Consider the following 16,049-nt stretch of genomic DNA (forward strand, 5'->3'; position numbering starts at 1 on the left):
TACCTTGCGCTGATCGGAGATGGGCCCCTGCCTTCGCAGGGGAACGCCGGACCTTATTTGCGAGGATTGCTCAGCCCTCCACGCCCTTAGCTTTCCCCCACGCCCTTGCGGCCGTGTAACCCAGATACCCCGTCCCGAAGAGCGCATAGAGCGACTCCGGGATGCCGGCGAGATAGGCGTTCATGCCGTCGGCGATGCCCTTTGCCATTTCGGGGCGCACCGCTGCGATCAGGCCCATCGGGATCGCCCAGAGCAGCAGCGCATACATGACATAGAGAAAGCTCGGCCGCGCGCGGCTGGTCCAGGGGTCGGCGCTGTTCGCCTCGGCGACGATCGCGGTCATTCGGGTGCGGATCGCCTCCATTTCCTGGCTGCCCTCCATTTTGAGCAGTTCGAGCTTGGCGCGGTCGCGCGCTTCGGGGTCGGGGATGATCTTGTCGATCAGCTTGGCGATGGGGCCGATCAGACCTTCGATGATGCTCATGGTCGTTTCCTTTTGGTCGGAAGTTGTCAAACTTGTCACCTAGATGCGCTTGCAATCAGTGACTTGCGTCATTCCCGATGCGATTGGCGAGCCAGCCGTAGAGAAATGCCTCCTGGCTAGGGCGGCGTTCGGCGAGCGCGATGTAGCGTTCGCCCTGCAGCGCCTCCATCGCGCGGAGGAGGATTGTTTCGCCGCCCTTGCCGCGCGCTTTCAGGAAGCCGTCGAGCGCCGACAGCGTGCGCGGCCCGACGTCGCGATCGACCGCGATGTCGGGATAGTCACGCGCCGCGCGATTGAGCGCGTTGAGCGCGCGCTGGAGGAAACCCGCCGCGCTGCCGGTTCCCATGTTGACGCCGGTGTCGAAGAGTTCGGCGGCAATTCTGGATGCGTGCAGCGCGACCTTGTCGAAGCCGGGGCGCAACCAATAGAGGCGGCGATAGATCGAGGCGGCCTCGCTGCGCGGCAGATCGCGCATCGCGCCCGCATAGCCTTGCGCCCGCGCGACCGCCTCGGTGATTCCCCAGCAGGTCGGGCCGCCGCGGTCGGCGGGGTGGTTTACATATCGCCCTTCGCGGTCGATGACGGCATCGATCAACGCGTCGGCGGCGCAGGTAGATGGATCGGGTCGTGGCATGATTCGCTCCTGTGGTTTGTTGAACAGGAAAAACGAACCATATAGGAATATTGTAGGAAAGGATTTTCGCCATGCGGGCTTTGCAGGTACGCGAATTGCTGTCCGATCATGCGGGGGCGGCGCTCGCGGATTTGCCTTCACCCGTGCCCGGACCCGGCGAAGTTCGTGTGCGGGTGCGCGCGGCGGCGGTGAATTTCCCCGACCTCTTGATGACCGGCGGCGGCTATCAGTTGAAACCCGACCTGCCGTTCGTGTCGGGGCTGGAATTCGCGGGCGAGGTCGATGCGGTGGGCGAGGGCGTGGACGGCTGGGCGCCGGGCGACGCGGTGATCGGCGGCAATCGGTTCGGCGCGATGGCTGAGTATACTGTCGTTCCGGCGACAAACCTGCGCCGGAAACCCGAGCGATTGAGCTGGGACGAGGCGGCTGCTTATCCCGTCGCCTATCTGACCGCCTATGTCGCACTGGTCCGCTGCGCACGGGTCGAGCCGGGAGAGTGGGTGCTGGCGCATGGCGCCGCGGGCGGCGTCGGTCTGGCGACGGTCGATCTGGCAAAGGCGCTCGGTGCGCGCGTGATCGCGGCGGCGAGCAGTAAGGAAAAGCGCGAGGCGATCGCGCGCCTCTACGCGCCCGATGCCGTGATTTCCGCCGCGCCGGGATTTCGCGAGAAGGTGAAGGCGCTGACGGGCGGTAAGGGCGCCGATGTGATTTTCGATCCCGTCGGCGGCGATATATTCGACGAGTCGACGCGCTGTATCGCGTTCGGGGGGCGCCTGCTTGTCATCGGCTTCGCGTCGGGTCGCATCCCCGAGGTGTCGGTGAACATGCCGCTGATCAAGGGCTTCTCGGTCGTCGGGGTGCGCGCGGGCGAATATGGGCGGCGCTTTCCCGAACGCGGCGCAGAGAATGTCGCGGCGATCGATGCGCTGGCGGCGTCGGGGAAAATCCGGCCGCACGTCCATGCGTCGCTCGACCTCGCCGACTGGCGTGAAGGCTTTGCGATGCTCGAGCGGCGCGAGGTGGTGGGCAAGGTCGTGCTGAAACCGTGACGAGCCGAAGCCGCTGCCATGGTTTTGCGATACGCAAGCTGCCATGTCCGCGGCGGGGCGTCCCGGCGACAACGCCGAACAAGACCAAAGGACATGATATGAAGAAATGGACGATGATCGCCGCAACCTTCGGGCTGGCGGTTCCCGCAGTGTGCGCCGCCCAGCCGCCGCAGGATGGCGGCCGCATGTTTGCGATGATCGACGCCAATAGCGACGGCAAGCTGGACAAGGCCGAGATTACCAAGATGGCCGAAATGCGCGCCCAGCGGCAAGGCGATCCGACGATGGCCTCGCCGGAAAAAGTCGATGCCTTCATCAAGTTTATCGATGCGAACAGCGATGGCGTGATCGACAAGGCGGAACTGGAAGCAAGACAAAAGGCGCGTGCGGAGCCGCCGCCGCCGTCGGAAGACCAGCCCTAAAAAAGGCTCCACAGCGGGTTGGCGGGGTCGGTGAGCAGCTTCGCGGTCAGGGTGAAGGACATGACCACAAGCAGCGGCCGCACCCCGCGCCCTCCAAAGCGGATCGCGAGCCGCGCGCCGAGCTGGTTGCCCGCGACATTGGCGGCCGCCATCGACAGACCGAGCAGCCAGAGGACATGGCCGCCGACGATCATCGCGAGCAGGCCGGCGACATTGGTCGCGAGGTTGAGGAACTTCGTATTGCCGATCGCGCGAACGAGGCCGAGCCCGCCGAGCGCGACGAGCGTCAGCGTCAGGAACGAGCCCGTGCCCGGGCCGAAGAAGCCGTCGTAGAAGCCGAGCGCCGTAATGATGAGGGTGAGTCCGAGTGGGCCGACGCGCGCGTGGCGATCGACGCTGCTCATCGGCGGCGCGAGCAGGAAATAGAAGCCCATCGCGATAAGCAGCAGCGGGACGAGTGCCGCGAGGAAATCGGAGCGGACATATTGGACCGCGGTCGCGCCGAACATCGAGCCGGCAAAGGCGCCGGCCGCGGCCCATGCGAAACGGCGAAGATCGACATGCCCCTCGCGCCAGAAGGTCAGGAACGCCGAGGACGTGCCGATGGTGCTTTGCAGCTTGTTCGTCGCGAGCGCGGCGACGGGCGGGACTCCCGCCGCCATCAACGCGGGAATGGTGAGGAGGCCGCCGCCGCCCGCCATCGCGTCGACCGTCCCGGCGAGAAAGGCGACGCCGATCAGAAAGGCGAAGATTTCGGGCGCGAATTCCATGGGGGCGCTCCTAGGTGCGATCGCCCGCCTTGCCCAGTATCACGGCGCGATGCATAGCAATGCTTATGCGACGGCTAGCCAGATCCCATTGTTCCTTAGTGAAATGGAGGTCGCGTCGATTGCCACAGGCTATTTGCTTCCAACCGTCGATCTTGGCTGCCCCGGTCCGCTTGCCGTCATCGTCATGGCTTGCACAAAGGGCCGGCAGGCCGCTCCGACATCATTCGTCTATGGCCGGGTGGCGCGCTTTCCTGCAGGTGCAGGCGCATGGCGAGCGCGGCGCCGTTGCCACGCCAGTGTCGAACACTTGATCTCGCCATCCCCGAAGCACAATCGGTCTGACATATCTATTGCAAGTGGCCTGACCACATATTAATGCTTGACCGGCATAGGCTGTGTTCGCGTGTTCACGCTAGCGGCGATATAATGCGAGAGCATGACGCGTCAGGAAATGAAGCGTGTTCGGGATGCCCTCGCAATAGAAAATTGGGAGGAGCCATGATGTTTCGAAGGATCGCATTTCTCGCTTTGGCTACTGCGCCGCTGATAGCGCTGACGCCCGTTTCGGCTGCGCAGGACCAGCAGCAGGCTCCGTGGCAGGATGTAACGCCGCGCGCCGGACTCGCCGGCTGGCACAGCGCCGGGGGGCAGGCGCCCTATAGCGTTGTCGATGGTGAGGTCATTGGCAGCGCCGTGCCGAATTCGGCGAACAGCTGGCTGGTGTCCGACGCGCTTTACGGCGACTTCATCCTCGAATTCGACGCCAAGACCGATCCGACGCTGAATTCGGGCGTGATGATCCGCGGCCAGAGCCGGCCCGATTATCGGAATGGTGTGGTTCACGGTTACCAGATGGAGATCGATCCCTCGTCGCGGCGCTGGAGCGCCGGCATCTATGACGAGCAACGCCGTCAATGGCTCTATACACTCGGCCGCAACGATGCGGCGCGGCAGGCATTCCGCTCGGGCGACTGGAATCACTATCGTGTCGAAGCGATCGGTACGCGCCTGCGCACCTGGATCAATGGCGTCCCTGCCGCCGACGTTGTCGACGATATGGACGCGCGGGGCTTCATCGCTTTCCAGGTGCACGCCGTTCCCGATGCTGTCGCGGCGCAGAAGCCCGAGGCGCGTTTCCGCAACGTGCGGATCATCACCGACGCGCCCGCCCGCTTCGCGTCACCGGCGACCAAGGTCGAGCAGCAAGGATGGCTGGCCAATCGCCTGACCGAGGCCGAGCGCGGCGCTGGCTGGAAGTTGCTCTGGGATGGCAAGACGACGCAGGGCTGGCGGAGCGCCAAGGGGTCTGTTTTCCCGAAGAAGGGCTGGTCGATCGCCGACGGCGTCTTGTCGGTCGAAAAATCGGGCGGCGCCGAAGCGACCAATGGCGGCGACATCATCACCACCCGCGATTACAAGAGCTTCGAGCTGTCGGTCGATTTCCGGCTGACGCCGGGCGCCAACAGCGGGATCAAATATTTCGTCGATCCCAATTTGTTGAAGGGCGACGGGTCGGCGATCGGCCTGGAATATCAATTGCTCGACGATGAGCGCCATCCCGATGCAAAGATGGGCCGCGATGGCAACCGGACGATCGGCTCGCTCTATGATCTGATCACCGCGCGCAACCTCTCCGATCCGGATAGTCCGGGCAAGCGCGTCAACGCTCCGGGCGAATGGAATCGGGCGGTCATCGTCGTGCGCGGCAAGCATGTCGAGCATTGGCTGAACGGGTTCAAGGTCGTCGAATATGAACGCGGATCGCCAGCCTTCCGTGATCTCGTCGCGCTCAGCAAATATGCGAAATGGCCGAAATTCGGCGAGTGGGAGCAGGGACCGATCCTGCTCCAGGATCATGGCGACAAGGTCGACTTCCGGTCGATCAAGCTGCGCGAATTCTAAGGGGATAGGACATGCTTGACCGCCGTACGATGTTGAAGGGCGCGGCAGCAACGCTGGGCGCCACGATGAGCGCGCGCAGCTATGCGCAGATCAAGGGTGCGAACGATCGCCTGCGTGTGGCGGTGGTTGGTGTGAACGGCCGCGGGCAGGCGCATATGAGCGCTTTCTCGAAGCTGCCAAACGTAGCCGTCACACATTTCGTCGATGTGGATTCGGAGATCCTTGCAAAGCGCGCGGCCGAATTTGCCGCCAAAGGCCATCCTGCCCCCAAGATCGTGGGTGACTATCGCCGGCTGCTCGACAGCAAGGAGGTCGACATCGTCAGCATCGCGACGCCCGATCATTGGCACGCAAAGCTCGCGATCGATTCGATGAATGCTGGGCGCCACGTCTATCTGGAAAAGCCGATCGGTATCGCCCCCGCTGAGGGCGAAGCGCTGATCGCGGCACAGCGCCGCACCGGGCGTCAGTTGCAGGTGGGCAACCAGCAACGATCGAGCGTGGAGACACGGCAGCTTGTCGACATGGTGCGGGCAGGCGAACTTGGCGACGTCTATGAAGCCCAGACATGGTATGCGAATAATCGCGGGTCGATCGGCAAGGGGCAGGAAATCGCGCCGCCGGCCAATCTGAACTGGGATTTGTGGCAGGGACCGCGCCCGCGCGGGCCGTACCGGTCGAACCTGGTGCATTATAACTGGCACTGGTTCTGGAAATACGGGACGGGCGAGATTTGCAACAATGCGATGCACGAGCTCGACATTGCACGCTGGGCGATGGGCCTGACCTATCCGACCAGCGTATCGACGCAGGGCGGACGGCATTTCCACCGCGGCGACGATTGGGAAATGTATGATTCGCTCGCGCTGGACCTGATCTACGACGATGGCCGCGCGATCCGCTGGAACGGGCAAAGCTGCAATGGCATCAAGACCTTTGGGCGTGGCCGCGGTGTGTTGCTGCTTGGCACAAAAGGGTCGGCCATCGTCGATCGCAACGGGTTCGAGCTGTACGATCTGGAAGGCAAGCTGACGCGGGAGGTGACGGCGCCTGCGAGTTCGGAAACCACCGGAACGGTCGGTGAGGGTGCGCTCGACGTTCTTCATGCCGGCAATCTGGTCGACGTCATTCGCGGCCGTGCCGGCACGCTCGCATCGCCGATTGCCGAAGGGCATATCAGCACCGCGCTCTGTCACCTCGGCAATATTGCCTATCGCACGAGCGGCACGCTGACAATCGATCCGGCGACCGGCAAACCGACCAATGCCGATGCCATGAAGCTGTGGTCGGTCGACTATGAGCCGGGCTGGGAGGTCAAGGGCTGACCCCTGGGGCGATCATGGCCGACGTTGTGCGCTTTGCTTCGATGGGCACGCGCATCGAACTGCATCGGTTCGGTGCGGGTGAGGACGACGCGTTGACAGCGGCGCAGCACGCAATCGAGACGGTCGACGATGCGTTGACGATCCATCGCCCGTCGGCAACGACCGCGCTCAACGAACGCCTGATGGCGGGGCAGGGGGCTGACATCGACGATGCGCTCTTGTTCGATGCGCTGGTCGCGATCGAGGAAATGCATGCCTTGACGCTCGGGCTGTTCGATCCCGCGGCCGATCGCCGGTTCGGGTCGGCGGGATGGAGCGCCATCGCATTTGATCGCGGCGCCGCGCGGATCGAGATATCGCAGCCTGTCGCGCTCGATTTCGGCGGTTTCGGCAAGGGCTTCGCGCTCGATCGTGCCTGCGCCGTCTTGCGCGAGAAGGGTGTCGTATCGGCGTGCCTGTCGGCCGGGGAAAGTTCGATTGCAGTCGTCGGCGCACACCCGCTTGGCGGCGGCTGGCCGTTTGCGATTTCCCACCCGCTGCGGCCCCACGAGATTCTGGTCGAACTCGAACTCCTCGACGAATCGGTATCGATCTCGTCGACCGTCGGTGCGGGCACGAACGCACCGGAACGTGCCGCGATGATACGCCCAACCGATGCCACCATCGTGTCTGCGCCGCGCCACTCGGTTGCCGTCGACCGGCTTGGCGCGCATGCCGAGGCGATGAGCACCGCTTTGCTCGTCGCCGATGAAGATCAGGCGGAGCGCTTGCTGAACGGCGACCGGACGCGCCGGTTTCTATTCGATTTCCCTCGTGGAGCGGCGATCCCGATTAACCAGCCAGGATGACTTTTATGACTGACAAAGATTTCGACCTGTCACGGCGATCGTTCATCGATCGCGTGCTGATGGCGACGGCTGGCGCGGGGATGGCCGTAGCGGCGCCCTGGGCAAGTGCGGCGGTTGGCGCGGCGCCGGTGGCAAAGGGCGATCGCGTGCGGCTGGGGGTGATCGGCACGGGCGATCGCGGCCGGGCCCTGATCCAGAATATCGCCAAGACCCGCAACTGCACCGTGGCCGCGATCTGCGACAATTTCGAACTGCATCTGGCAAAGGGGCGCGCGCTGGTCGATGCGTCGACGCGCGCCTTCACCGATCACCGCGCGATGCTCGATACGGGCGGTCTCGACGCGGTGGTGGTCGCGACCCCGCTCGACCTTCATAAACAGCACAGCTTCGATGCGTTCGATGCCGGGCTTCATGTGTGGTGCGAAAAGGCGATGGCGCGCACGATCGACGATTGCGGCGCGATGGTGAAACGGTCGCAGGACAGCGGCAAGGTGCTGCAGATCGGCCATCAGCGCATGTTCAAACCCACCTATCTGAACGCGGTCCGCCGCGCGAAGGAGGGCGAAATCGGATCGCTTACGCAGATCCGGGCCAGTTGGCATCGTCAAAGCAGCTGGCGCCGGCCCGTTCCCGCCGGGGCGACGGATCGGCAGATCAACTGGCGCCTGTATCGTGACAGCTCGGCGGGGTTGATGACCGAACTGGCGACGCACCAGATTCAGGTCAGCAATTTGTTCTTCGACGCCGTGCCGACCCGCGTGATGGGATCGGGCAGCATCTGTTTCTGGAAGGATGGACGCCAAGTCTATGACCATGTCGCGCTGATCTATGAATATGCTGGGGGCCGCAAACTGATCTACACTTCGCTGCTGAACAACGCGCGTTACGGCTGCGAGGAACAGATTCAGGGCAGCAAGGGGACCATCGAACCCGAACTCGGTCGCATTTATACGGAACTGCCGCCGAAGGAACTGGCGCTGCTACGGATGCAGGCCGACGTGGCGAGCGGGCATAAGCGGACGGTCCCGATCGGCGGCGCGACCTGGTTCGCCGAGTTGCCCGTAACGACCCCCGGGGAGTCGCTTGGCTGGGGCGAATATGACGAGACGATGCTGCAGTTCGAGGGCTTTGGCGAAGCGGTGCGGACGGGCAAGCCGCTGCCCGGACTGTTGTCGCAGGCCTATTACGCGAGCGTCGCGTCGCTGCTTGGCGAACAGGCGATGGATAGCGGTCAAATTATGACCTGGCCGACTTCGCTGGTCGCCATCTGAAGGGGGAACAAGCCATGACCGATACCAACCGACGCGATCTTCTGGGGCTTGGCCTTGCCGCTGGGCTCGCAGCGGGCTTCGCGGCCGATGCGCTGGGCCAATCCGCGGCGCGCGGCGATGCACCGACCGAGGGCGCGCCTGCACGCCCGGCCCCCGAAGCAAAATATCGCGTGCCGTTCGCGGTGATCGGTCTCGATCATAATCATATCTATGGCATCACCGACGCCATGATCCGGGGTGGCGGCGTCCTCACCACCTTCTATGCGACCGATCCCAAGCAGATTGCGATGTTTAGCGCGCGATATGGCGACATCGCGCTGGCGCGTTCGGAAGACGAGATCCTCGACAATGTCGCGATCAAGCTGGTCTGCAGCGCAGCCATCCCCGGGCTGAGAGCGCCGCTGGGCATCCGCGTCATGCGCGCGGGCAAGGATTATCTCAGCGACAAGGCCGCCGTTACCTCGCTGAAGCAACTTGCCGAGGTTCGCCGCGCGATCAAGGAGACCGGCCGCAAGTTTGCGATCATGTATTCCGAACGGCTGGAAGTGCCCGCCGCGGTCATGGCGGGCCAGCTAGTCCATGACGGCGCGATCGGGCGCGTCATCCAGACCGTCAACCTTGCCCCGCATCGACTGGCCGCGGCATCCCGGCCCGACTGGTTCTGGGACACGGCGCGTAACGGCGGAATTCTGACCGATATCGGCAGCCACCAGGCCGATCAGTTCGTCTATCTGACGGGCAGCAAGCGCGCGCATGTCGTCGCATCGCAGACCGGCAATTTTGCGCATCCCGAACATCCGACGTTCGAGGATTTCGGCGATATGATGCTGAGCGGCGACGGAGGCACGGGCTATGTTCGCGTCGATTGGTTCACGCCGGATGGTTTGTCGACCTGGGGCGATGGCCGTCTCTTCATTCTCGGTACTGAGGGTTATATCGAGCTCAGGAAATATGTCGATATAGCCGGCCGGCCCGGCGGAAATCACCTGCTTATCGCCGACCGGAAGGGCGTTCGTTATCTGGACTGTTCCAAAGTGCCTCTGCCCTTCGGCTCGCAGTTTGTCACCGACATCGTGGAAGGTACATCGGTGGCGCAAGACCAGGAGGGAGCGTTGCTCGCTGCTGAACTGGTGTTGACGGCGCAGGCGCATGCCAAGCCTGCTCGGCAACAAGCGACCTTGTAACGTATAGGCCAACAAGATAGCGGTTTCCTCATGGGGAATGGCATGGAATCAAAACGGCTCTACGAACGCGTATCCACCGATATCGCGGCCAAGATCGAGGCGGGGGAATATCCGATAGGTGCGCGGTTGCCGTCGGAGCGGCAACTCGCCCAGTCTTATGACGTATCGCGGCCGACGGTTCGCGAGGCGATTATCGCGCTCGAGGTCGACGGGATGGTCGAAGTACGCAAAGGATCGGGCGTCTATGTGACGGCAACGTCGCATGCCGATGCTGAAGGTCCCTCCGCCGACGTCGGTCCTTTCGAATTGCTCGAAGCGCGCCGTCAGATCGAGGGGGAGGTTGCCGCGCTCGCTGCCGGACGGATCACCGACGAACAGCTTGCGGAGCTTCGTACGCTCGTAAAAGCGATGGGCGATGCCGGCGCCGATAGCGCGCGCGCCGAAGTGGCCGACCGCCAGTTCCACGAACTGATCGCAAGCGCGAGCCTGAACAGCGCCTTCGTCGCGGTCGTGGAATCGCTGTGGGACATGCGCGCCCGCTCTTCGCTTTATCGCTTGCTAACCAGCAAGGCGCATATCGCGGGGGTGACCCCGAGCGTTGCCGAGCATGAGGACATTGTCCTCGCACTGGAAGCGCGCGACCCGGCGGCGGCGCGCGCAGCGATGCAAAAGCATCTGGGACGCGTGCTCGAAGCGCTGCTGGAGGCAACCGAAGTGCACGAGGTCGAACTGGCCCGAAAGCGGGTCGCCGACGAACGGAGCCGCTACGCCCAGTAAATGGGGTTACACCCTTTGCATATCCCTATCGCCTGACATCGAAATCCTCGCTCAGGCAGGCTTCGATATCGGATCGCCCGAACAGGCTCGCATCACCGGGAAGCGAATGCTTCAGCGCGGCGAGGGCCAGCCCGATCTGCGCCGCAACAGCAATGGATTGATCGCGCAGCAGCGCATCGAACACGCCCGCAGCGAATGCGTCGCCGGTGCCGATGCGGTCGACGATACCGGCAACCTTGATCTCCTGGGTCTGGGCGAAGTCATCGCGCGTATCGATCCGCGCGGCGAGGCGATGATGGTCCACATCCTCGACATGGCGCGCGGTCGAGGCGATCAGCGCCAGCTTGGGAAAGGCATCAAATGCCGCGTCCACCGCAGCCCGTCGTCGCGCGGGTCCGTCATCGCTGAAATCGCGGCCGAGCAGGAGCGCGATGTCGCGATGATTGCCGAACATGATATCTGCCAGGCCGACCAGCCGGGACAGGATGGCCTTGGCATCGCCGTTCCAGCTGTCCCACAAACGCGCACGATAATTGCCGTCGAAAGAGATGGGAATATCCAGCCGCGTCGCAGCGTCTGCAGCAGCGAAGGCCGCCGCCGTTCCGCTGGGGCCAAGTGCCGGCGTGATCCCCGACAGGTGCAGGCGGCCGGCGCCGACGAGCAGTCGGTCCCAGTCCCAGTCGGTCGCGAGCGCGCCGGCGAAAGCGGAGTGGGCGCGATCGTAGATCACATTGGTGGCGCGCAAACCGGCGCCGCTCACGGCATAATAGACCCCCATACGTCCGGGCCGCCGCGCGACGGCCGAACAGTCGACGCCGTGCCCCCGCAGCGCTGCGACGGCCGCGTCGCCGAGCGGATCGTCGGGCACGGCGCTGACGATCGCCGTGTCGTGGCCGAGCCGCGCGAGCGCGGTTGCGACATTGGCCTCGGCGCCGCCGATCCAGACGTCGAGCTGCGGCGTCTGGAGCAGGAGTTCGCGCCCCGGGGGCGACATGCGCAGCAGGATTTCGCCAAAGGCGACAAAGCGTCCCATGTAGGTCAGTTCCTTTCGGCCGGAATACCGGCCGCGCGGGGTATCGTCTCGGCTGGTGCCGGTCCGCTTATATCGTCTCCAAGTTCGACCTGCTTCTTCCGGCTAGTCGGTTCGGAGCATGTGCAAGCCTATTTGGTATGGCCAATTTTGGCAATCGCTTTTTTATCGCCGCGTGACAGGGGCTAACAAAATCCCGGGCAATACGCGTTTCCCATTCGGCATCATCAATCCAGCCCGCGAAAAATGCTCTCACATGCCGGTTTTTTGCACCACAATTGGCTAGTTTCTCGCATTTTTTGCCGGTGGGTCGATCCATATGATGAGTTTGGCGTTCATGGCCAATATGTGACACACCACTTATTGCAATCGGTCTGACCAATCTTTATAGGGGCTCCAGAGAGGGGCGCGGAAAGCGTCCGGACTTGTGGCGGAGAATATCATGCGGCCCTTTCTTTTTGATAGCGCATTCGCGCGGCCTTTGATTGGCGGAGCCTTGCTGCTTGCGGGAGCCACCAGCGCGCTTGCCCTGGCTCAGGGCGCGCCCGACGCGACGGCGGGCGAGATCATCGGTACTGCGCAGAAGCGCGAGCAGAACTTCTAGCCATCCCCACCCTTGCCGGGGTTCGTTCGGACGGATCCCGGCATTTTTCTGGTGCCACGGGAGAGACATATGACGCAGGTTATTGCAGCAGGATCGACGCCGCCGGTGTCGAGGACGGGGCGCTATCGCTGGCTGATCGTCGCGCTGCTGTTCGCCGCGACCACGGTCAATTATATCGACCGCACGATGCTCGGCCTGCTGGCGCCCGTCCTCGGCGACGAGATGCGGTGGAGCGAGAATGACTATGGCAACATCGTCATGGCGTTTCAGGCCGCCTACGCGATGGGTTTCCTGTTGATGGGCTGGCTGGTCGACCGCTTCGGCCCCAAGATCGGCTACAGCATCGCGATCGCCATCTGGACGATCGGCCATGTCGCCCATGGTTTCGCGGGGTCGATTGCCTCCTTCATGGCCGCGCGTGTCGTCCTCGGCGTCGGCGAGGCGGGGCATTTCCCTGCCGTCGTTCGCGCGTCGAGCGAATGGTTCCCCCAAAAGGAACGCGCTTTTGCGATCGGCTGGGTTAACAGTGCAACGACGATCGGCGTCATTTTTACGGCGCCGACGATCTGGCTGTTCATGGTCTGGGCGGGCTTCGACTGGCGTCAGACCTTCATCTACACCGGCGCATTTGGCGCTCTCCTGCTGATATTGTGGCTGTGGCTCTACAGCAATCCGCGTGAGAGCGGGAAGGTCAGCGATGCCGAACTCGCGTGGATCGAACATGATCCGCCCGAAAAGATCGAGCGCATCGGCTGGTCGAAAATCGTCACCAAGCGCGAGGCATGGGCGTTTGCGGTCGCGAAATTCCTCATCGATCCGGTCTGGTATCTGATGCTGTTCTGGCTGCCCAAATATTTCGCCAGCACCTATAATGTCGACCTCAAGGTCGTGCTGCTGCCGATGATCATCATGTACCTGCTCTCCGACGTCGGCAGTATCGCGGGTGGATGGCTCTCCTCGAAGCTGATCCAGCGCGGGCGCACTCCCAATTTCGCGCGCAAGCTGACAATGGTGATCGCCGGTTGTTTCGTCCTGCCCCTGTTGTTCGTCACGGGCCTCGACAATATGTGGCTGGCCATCGTTCTGATCGGCCTCGCGCTCGCCGGGCACCAGGCATTTTCATCGACGATCCTGTCGATCCCGCCCGACATGTTCCCCAAACACGCGGTCGGGTCGGTGATCGGGCTCGGCGGCTTCATGGGCGGCGTCGGCGGGATGATCATGGCCAAATCGACGGGGCTGGTGCTTGACGCGACAAACGGCAATTATACGATCATCTTCGCCGTGTGCACGACGGTCTATTTTCTCGCTGTGCTGGCGCTCCATCTCCTGAGTCCGCGCCTGACGCCGGTCACTGTCGAAAGCGAAGGCACCCCCGCATGACCCGCCCGTTTCAGCTTCATCCCGACCGCCTGTTTCCGTCCGACCCGGCGCAGCGCGATATTTGCCGGCGCCTTTATGACGAGGTTGCAGACCTGCCGATCGTCAGCCCGCACGGGCATACCGATCCGAGCTGGTTCGCGGGCAACGCATCGTTCGGAAATGCCGCCGAGTTCCTGCTGCATCCCGATCATTATGCGTTCCGGATGCTCTATTCGCAGGGTATTTCGCTCGATGCGTTGGGGATCCGTAACAAGGCTGCCGACCCGCGCGAGAGCTGGCGGCTGTTCGCCCAAAACTATCATTTGTTCCGCGGCACGCCGACGCGGATGTGGATGGACTGGGTGTTCGCCGAGGCTTTCGGGTTCGATGTGCAATTCTCGGCAGAGACGTCGGACCTCTATTACGACCAGATCACCGAGAAGCTGGCGACCGATGCCTTCCGCCCGCGCGCGCTATACGATCGGTTCGGGATCGAGGTGATCGCAACAACCGAAAGCCCGCTCGATACGCTCGAGCACCACGCGGCCATTCGCACCGCCAACGCAAGCGGCGAGTGGGGCGGGCGCGTCATCACCGCCTATCGCCCCGATCCGGTGGTCGATCCCGAGTTCGAGGGGTTTCGCGACAATTTGGGGCGCTTCTCCGAGTTGAGCGGTGAGGACGCCTATAGTTACGCGGGTTATCTCGCCGCGCACCGCAATCGCCGCGCCTTCTTCGCCGAGCTGGGCGCGACCTCGACCGACCATGGCCATCCGACAGCGGCGACCGCCGACCTGTCGGATGTCGAGGCCGAAGCGCTGTTCGCACGCGTCACCGGGGACAGCGTGAGTGCCGCCGATGCCGAACTGTTCCGCGCCCATATGCTGACGGTTATGGCGGGGATGAGCCTCGACGACGGGCTGGTGATGCAGATCCACCCGGGCAGCTTTCGCAACCACAATCCGTGGTTGTTTGACCATTATGGCCGCGACAAGGGCGCGGATATTCCCATGCCGACCGACTATGTCCACGCGCTGCGCCCATTGCTCGCCAAATATGGCAATGAAGCCGCCTTGACGATCATCCTCTTCACATTGGACGAGACGAGCTACGCGAGAGAGTTGGCGCCGCTCGCGGGCCATTATCCGGCGCTAAAGCTCGGCCCGGCCTGGTGGTTCCACGACAGTCCCGAGGGGATGCGGCGCTTTCGCAGCCAGACGACCGAGACCGCGGGCTTCTACAACAGTGTCGGTTTCAACGACGACACGCGCGCCTTCCTGTCGATCCCCGCCCGCCACGACGTCGCGCGCCGCATCGACTGCGGCTTCCTCGCCGGGCTCGTTGCCGAGCACCAGATGGAGGAGTGGGAGGCGGCCGAACTCGCGGCCGACCTCAGCTACAATCTTGCCAAGGCGGCCTACAAGCTGTGAGATTGTCGGCGCAAACGCCGCTCCCGGCGTCGGTGCAGGCGCCGGGGTACGACCGCGCCGCCCAGGCCGCGGGCATCGTCCATATCGGCATTGGCGCGTTCCACCGCGCGCATCAGGCGGTCTACACCGACGATGCGATGGGGGCGGGCGATCGTGACTGGGGCATCATCGGCGTGTCGCTGCGCTCGGGCGATGTCGCGGCGCAGCTAGGTCCGCAGGACGGGCTTTATACGGTCAGCACGCGCAGCGCCGCGGGCACGAAACTGCGGCTGGTCGGCGCGGTGCAGAAGGTGCTCGTTGCGGCGGACGATCCGCAGGCGGTGATCGACGCCATTGCCGCGCCGACAACGCACATCGTCAGCTTCACCGTCACCGAGAAAGGCTGTCTGCGTCTCGCCGACGGATCGCTCGACATCGCCGCAGCGGTCAGAAACCCAAGCCTCTATCGCTTCGTCGCCGCCGGTCTGGCCGCGCGCAAGGCGGCCGGGCTGCGCGGCGTCACCTTGCTCAGCTGCGACAATCTGGCGGGCAATGGCGCGGTGCTGCGCCGTCTGATGCGCGACTATCTCGCCGCCTATCATCCGGGCCTCTCGGCGTGGTTCGACAGCGAATGCCGATGCCCTGCGACGATGATCGACCGGATCGTCCCCGCGACCACTGAGGCCGACCGCGCCGAAGTCGAAGCCGTGCTCGGCGTCCGCGACGAGGGTGCGGTGGTCACCGAAGGTTTCAGCCAGTGGGTGATCGAAGATGATTTCGCCGGTCCGCGCCCGCGCTGGGAAGAGGTGGGCGCAGAACTTGTCGCCGACGTCGCGCCCTATGAGACCGCGAAGCTGCGCATGCTCAACGGCGCGCATTCGGCGCTCGCCTATATCGGACTTGGGGCAGGGCACGCGTTTGTCCATCAGGCTATCGCCGACCCGGCGATCCGGCCAGTGATCGAGCGGCTGATGCGCG

At 63.8% G+C, this 16,049-nt stretch carries 16 protein-coding genes; 12 read left to right on the plus strand and 4 right to left on the minus strand.

All coding sequences use genetic code 11. The annotated features are described in order from the left end of the window. Positions 1 to 70 precede the first annotated feature (70 nt). Positions 71 to 484: a holin family protein gene (locus ACREBX_RS00775; RefSeq protein WP_431559843.1), complete on the minus strand. Its 414-nt coding sequence runs from the start codon at positions 482 to 484 to the stop codon at positions 71 to 73. Between the two features lie 55 nt (positions 485 to 539). Further along, positions 540 to 1,118, minus strand: a complete 579-nt coding sequence (locus ACREBX_RS00780) for a glycoside hydrolase family 108 protein (RefSeq protein ID WP_431559844.1) — start codon at positions 1,116 to 1,118, stop codon at positions 540 to 542. A gap of 71 nt (positions 1,119 to 1,189) precedes the next feature. Here ACREBX_RS00780 and ACREBX_RS00785 point away from each other — a divergent pair, with 71 nt between their 5' ends. Together ACREBX_RS00785 and ACREBX_RS00790 are read left to right on the plus strand one after the other, a co-directional pair. Beyond that, positions 1,190 to 2,167 carry an NADPH:quinone oxidoreductase family protein gene (locus tag ACREBX_RS00785; RefSeq protein ID WP_431559845.1) on the plus strand — a complete coding sequence of 326 codons (978 nt, stop codon included), beginning with the start codon at positions 1,190 to 1,192 and terminating at the stop codon, positions 2,165 to 2,167. Between the two features lie 98 nt (positions 2,168 to 2,265). Beyond that, complete coding sequence (locus tag ACREBX_RS00790; RefSeq protein ID WP_431559846.1) at positions 2,266 to 2,589, plus strand: EF-hand domain-containing protein; 324 nt, start codon at positions 2,266 to 2,268, stop codon at positions 2,587 to 2,589. Here ACREBX_RS00790 and ACREBX_RS00795 read toward each other — a convergent pair. Continuing rightward, positions 2,586 to 3,359 carry a TSUP family transporter gene (locus ACREBX_RS00795; protein WP_431559847.1) on the minus strand — a complete coding sequence of 258 codons (774 nt, stop codon included), beginning with the start codon at positions 3,357 to 3,359 and terminating at the stop codon, positions 2,586 to 2,588. The genes ACREBX_RS00790 and ACREBX_RS00795 overlap by 4 nt on opposite strands. Positions 3,360 to 3,857: 498 nt before the next feature. On the opposite strand from ACREBX_RS00795, the gene ACREBX_RS00800 reads away from it, so the two are divergent. The 6 genes from ACREBX_RS00800 to ACREBX_RS00825 are packed head-to-tail and all read left to right on the plus strand — an operon-like array spanning position 3,858 to position 10,666. After that, the gene (locus tag ACREBX_RS00800) at positions 3,858 to 5,261 is read left to right on the plus strand and encodes a 3-keto-disaccharide hydrolase (RefSeq protein ID WP_431559848.1); all 1,404 of its coding nucleotides are present in this window, start codon (positions 3,858 to 3,860) and stop codon (positions 5,259 to 5,261) included. An 11-nt stretch (positions 5,262 to 5,272) separates the two neighbouring features. After that, positions 5,273 to 6,586 (plus strand): Gfo/Idh/MocA family protein, encoded by a 1,314-nt coding sequence (locus tag ACREBX_RS00805; RefSeq protein WP_431559849.1) that lies wholly within the window; start codon positions 5,273 to 5,275, stop codon positions 6,584 to 6,586. Positions 6,587 to 6,600: 14 nt separating this feature from the next. Next, a complete protein-coding gene (locus ACREBX_RS00810; RefSeq protein WP_431559850.1) occupies positions 6,601 to 7,434 on the plus strand; it encodes an FAD:protein FMN transferase in 834 nt (277 codons plus the stop codon). A gap of 5 nt (positions 7,435 to 7,439) precedes the next feature. Further along, a complete protein-coding gene (locus ACREBX_RS00815) occupies positions 7,440 to 8,705 on the plus strand; it encodes a Gfo/Idh/MocA family protein (protein WP_431559851.1) in 1,266 nt (421 codons plus the stop codon). Between the two features lie 14 nt (positions 8,706 to 8,719). Next, positions 8,720 to 9,889, plus strand: coding sequence for a Gfo/Idh/MocA family protein (locus ACREBX_RS00820; protein WP_431559852.1), 1,170 nt, complete (start codon positions 8,720 to 8,722; stop codon positions 9,887 to 9,889). A gap of 42 nt (positions 9,890 to 9,931) precedes the next feature. Next, positions 9,932 to 10,666 carry a FadR/GntR family transcriptional regulator gene (locus ACREBX_RS00825; protein ID WP_431559853.1) on the plus strand — a complete coding sequence of 245 codons (735 nt, stop codon included), beginning with the start codon at positions 9,932 to 9,934 and terminating at the stop codon, positions 10,664 to 10,666. A 25-nt stretch (positions 10,667 to 10,691) separates the two neighbouring features. On the opposite strand, the gene ACREBX_RS00830 is transcribed toward ACREBX_RS00825, so the two are convergent. Further along, positions 10,692 to 11,699, minus strand: coding sequence for a sugar kinase (locus ACREBX_RS00830; RefSeq protein ID WP_431559854.1), 1,008 nt, complete (start codon positions 11,697 to 11,699; stop codon positions 10,692 to 10,694). Positions 11,700 to 12,138: 439 nt separating this feature from the next. Between ACREBX_RS00830 and ACREBX_RS00835 the strand changes: the two genes are divergently transcribed. The 4 genes from ACREBX_RS00835 to ACREBX_RS00850 form a co-directional block, all read left to right on the plus strand. Further along, a complete protein-coding gene (locus ACREBX_RS00835; RefSeq protein ID WP_431559855.1) occupies positions 12,139 to 12,300 on the plus strand; it encodes a hypothetical protein in 162 nt (53 codons plus the stop codon). Between the two features lie 69 nt (positions 12,301 to 12,369). Then, on the plus strand, positions 12,370 to 13,683 hold the full coding sequence (locus ACREBX_RS00840; protein WP_431559856.1) for an MFS transporter: 1,314 nt from the start codon (positions 12,370 to 12,372) through the stop codon (positions 13,681 to 13,683). Next, the gene (uxaC, locus tag ACREBX_RS00845) at positions 13,680 to 15,092 is read left to right on the plus strand and encodes a glucuronate isomerase (RefSeq protein WP_431559857.1); all 1,413 of its coding nucleotides are present in this window, start codon (positions 13,680 to 13,682) and stop codon (positions 15,090 to 15,092) included. The genes ACREBX_RS00840 and uxaC overlap by 4 nt, the downstream gene beginning before the upstream one ends. After that, positions 15,089 to 16,049 (plus strand): mannitol dehydrogenase family protein (locus ACREBX_RS00850; RefSeq protein WP_431559858.1); only part of this gene is annotated, 961 nt, incomplete at its 3' end. The genes uxaC and ACREBX_RS00850, both read left to right, overlap by 4 nt.

This window comes from Sphingopyxis sp., from assembly GCF_050725655.1.
In the GTDB taxonomy this organism is placed as follows: domain Bacteria; phylum Pseudomonadota; class Alphaproteobacteria; order Sphingomonadales; family Sphingomonadaceae; genus Sphingopyxis.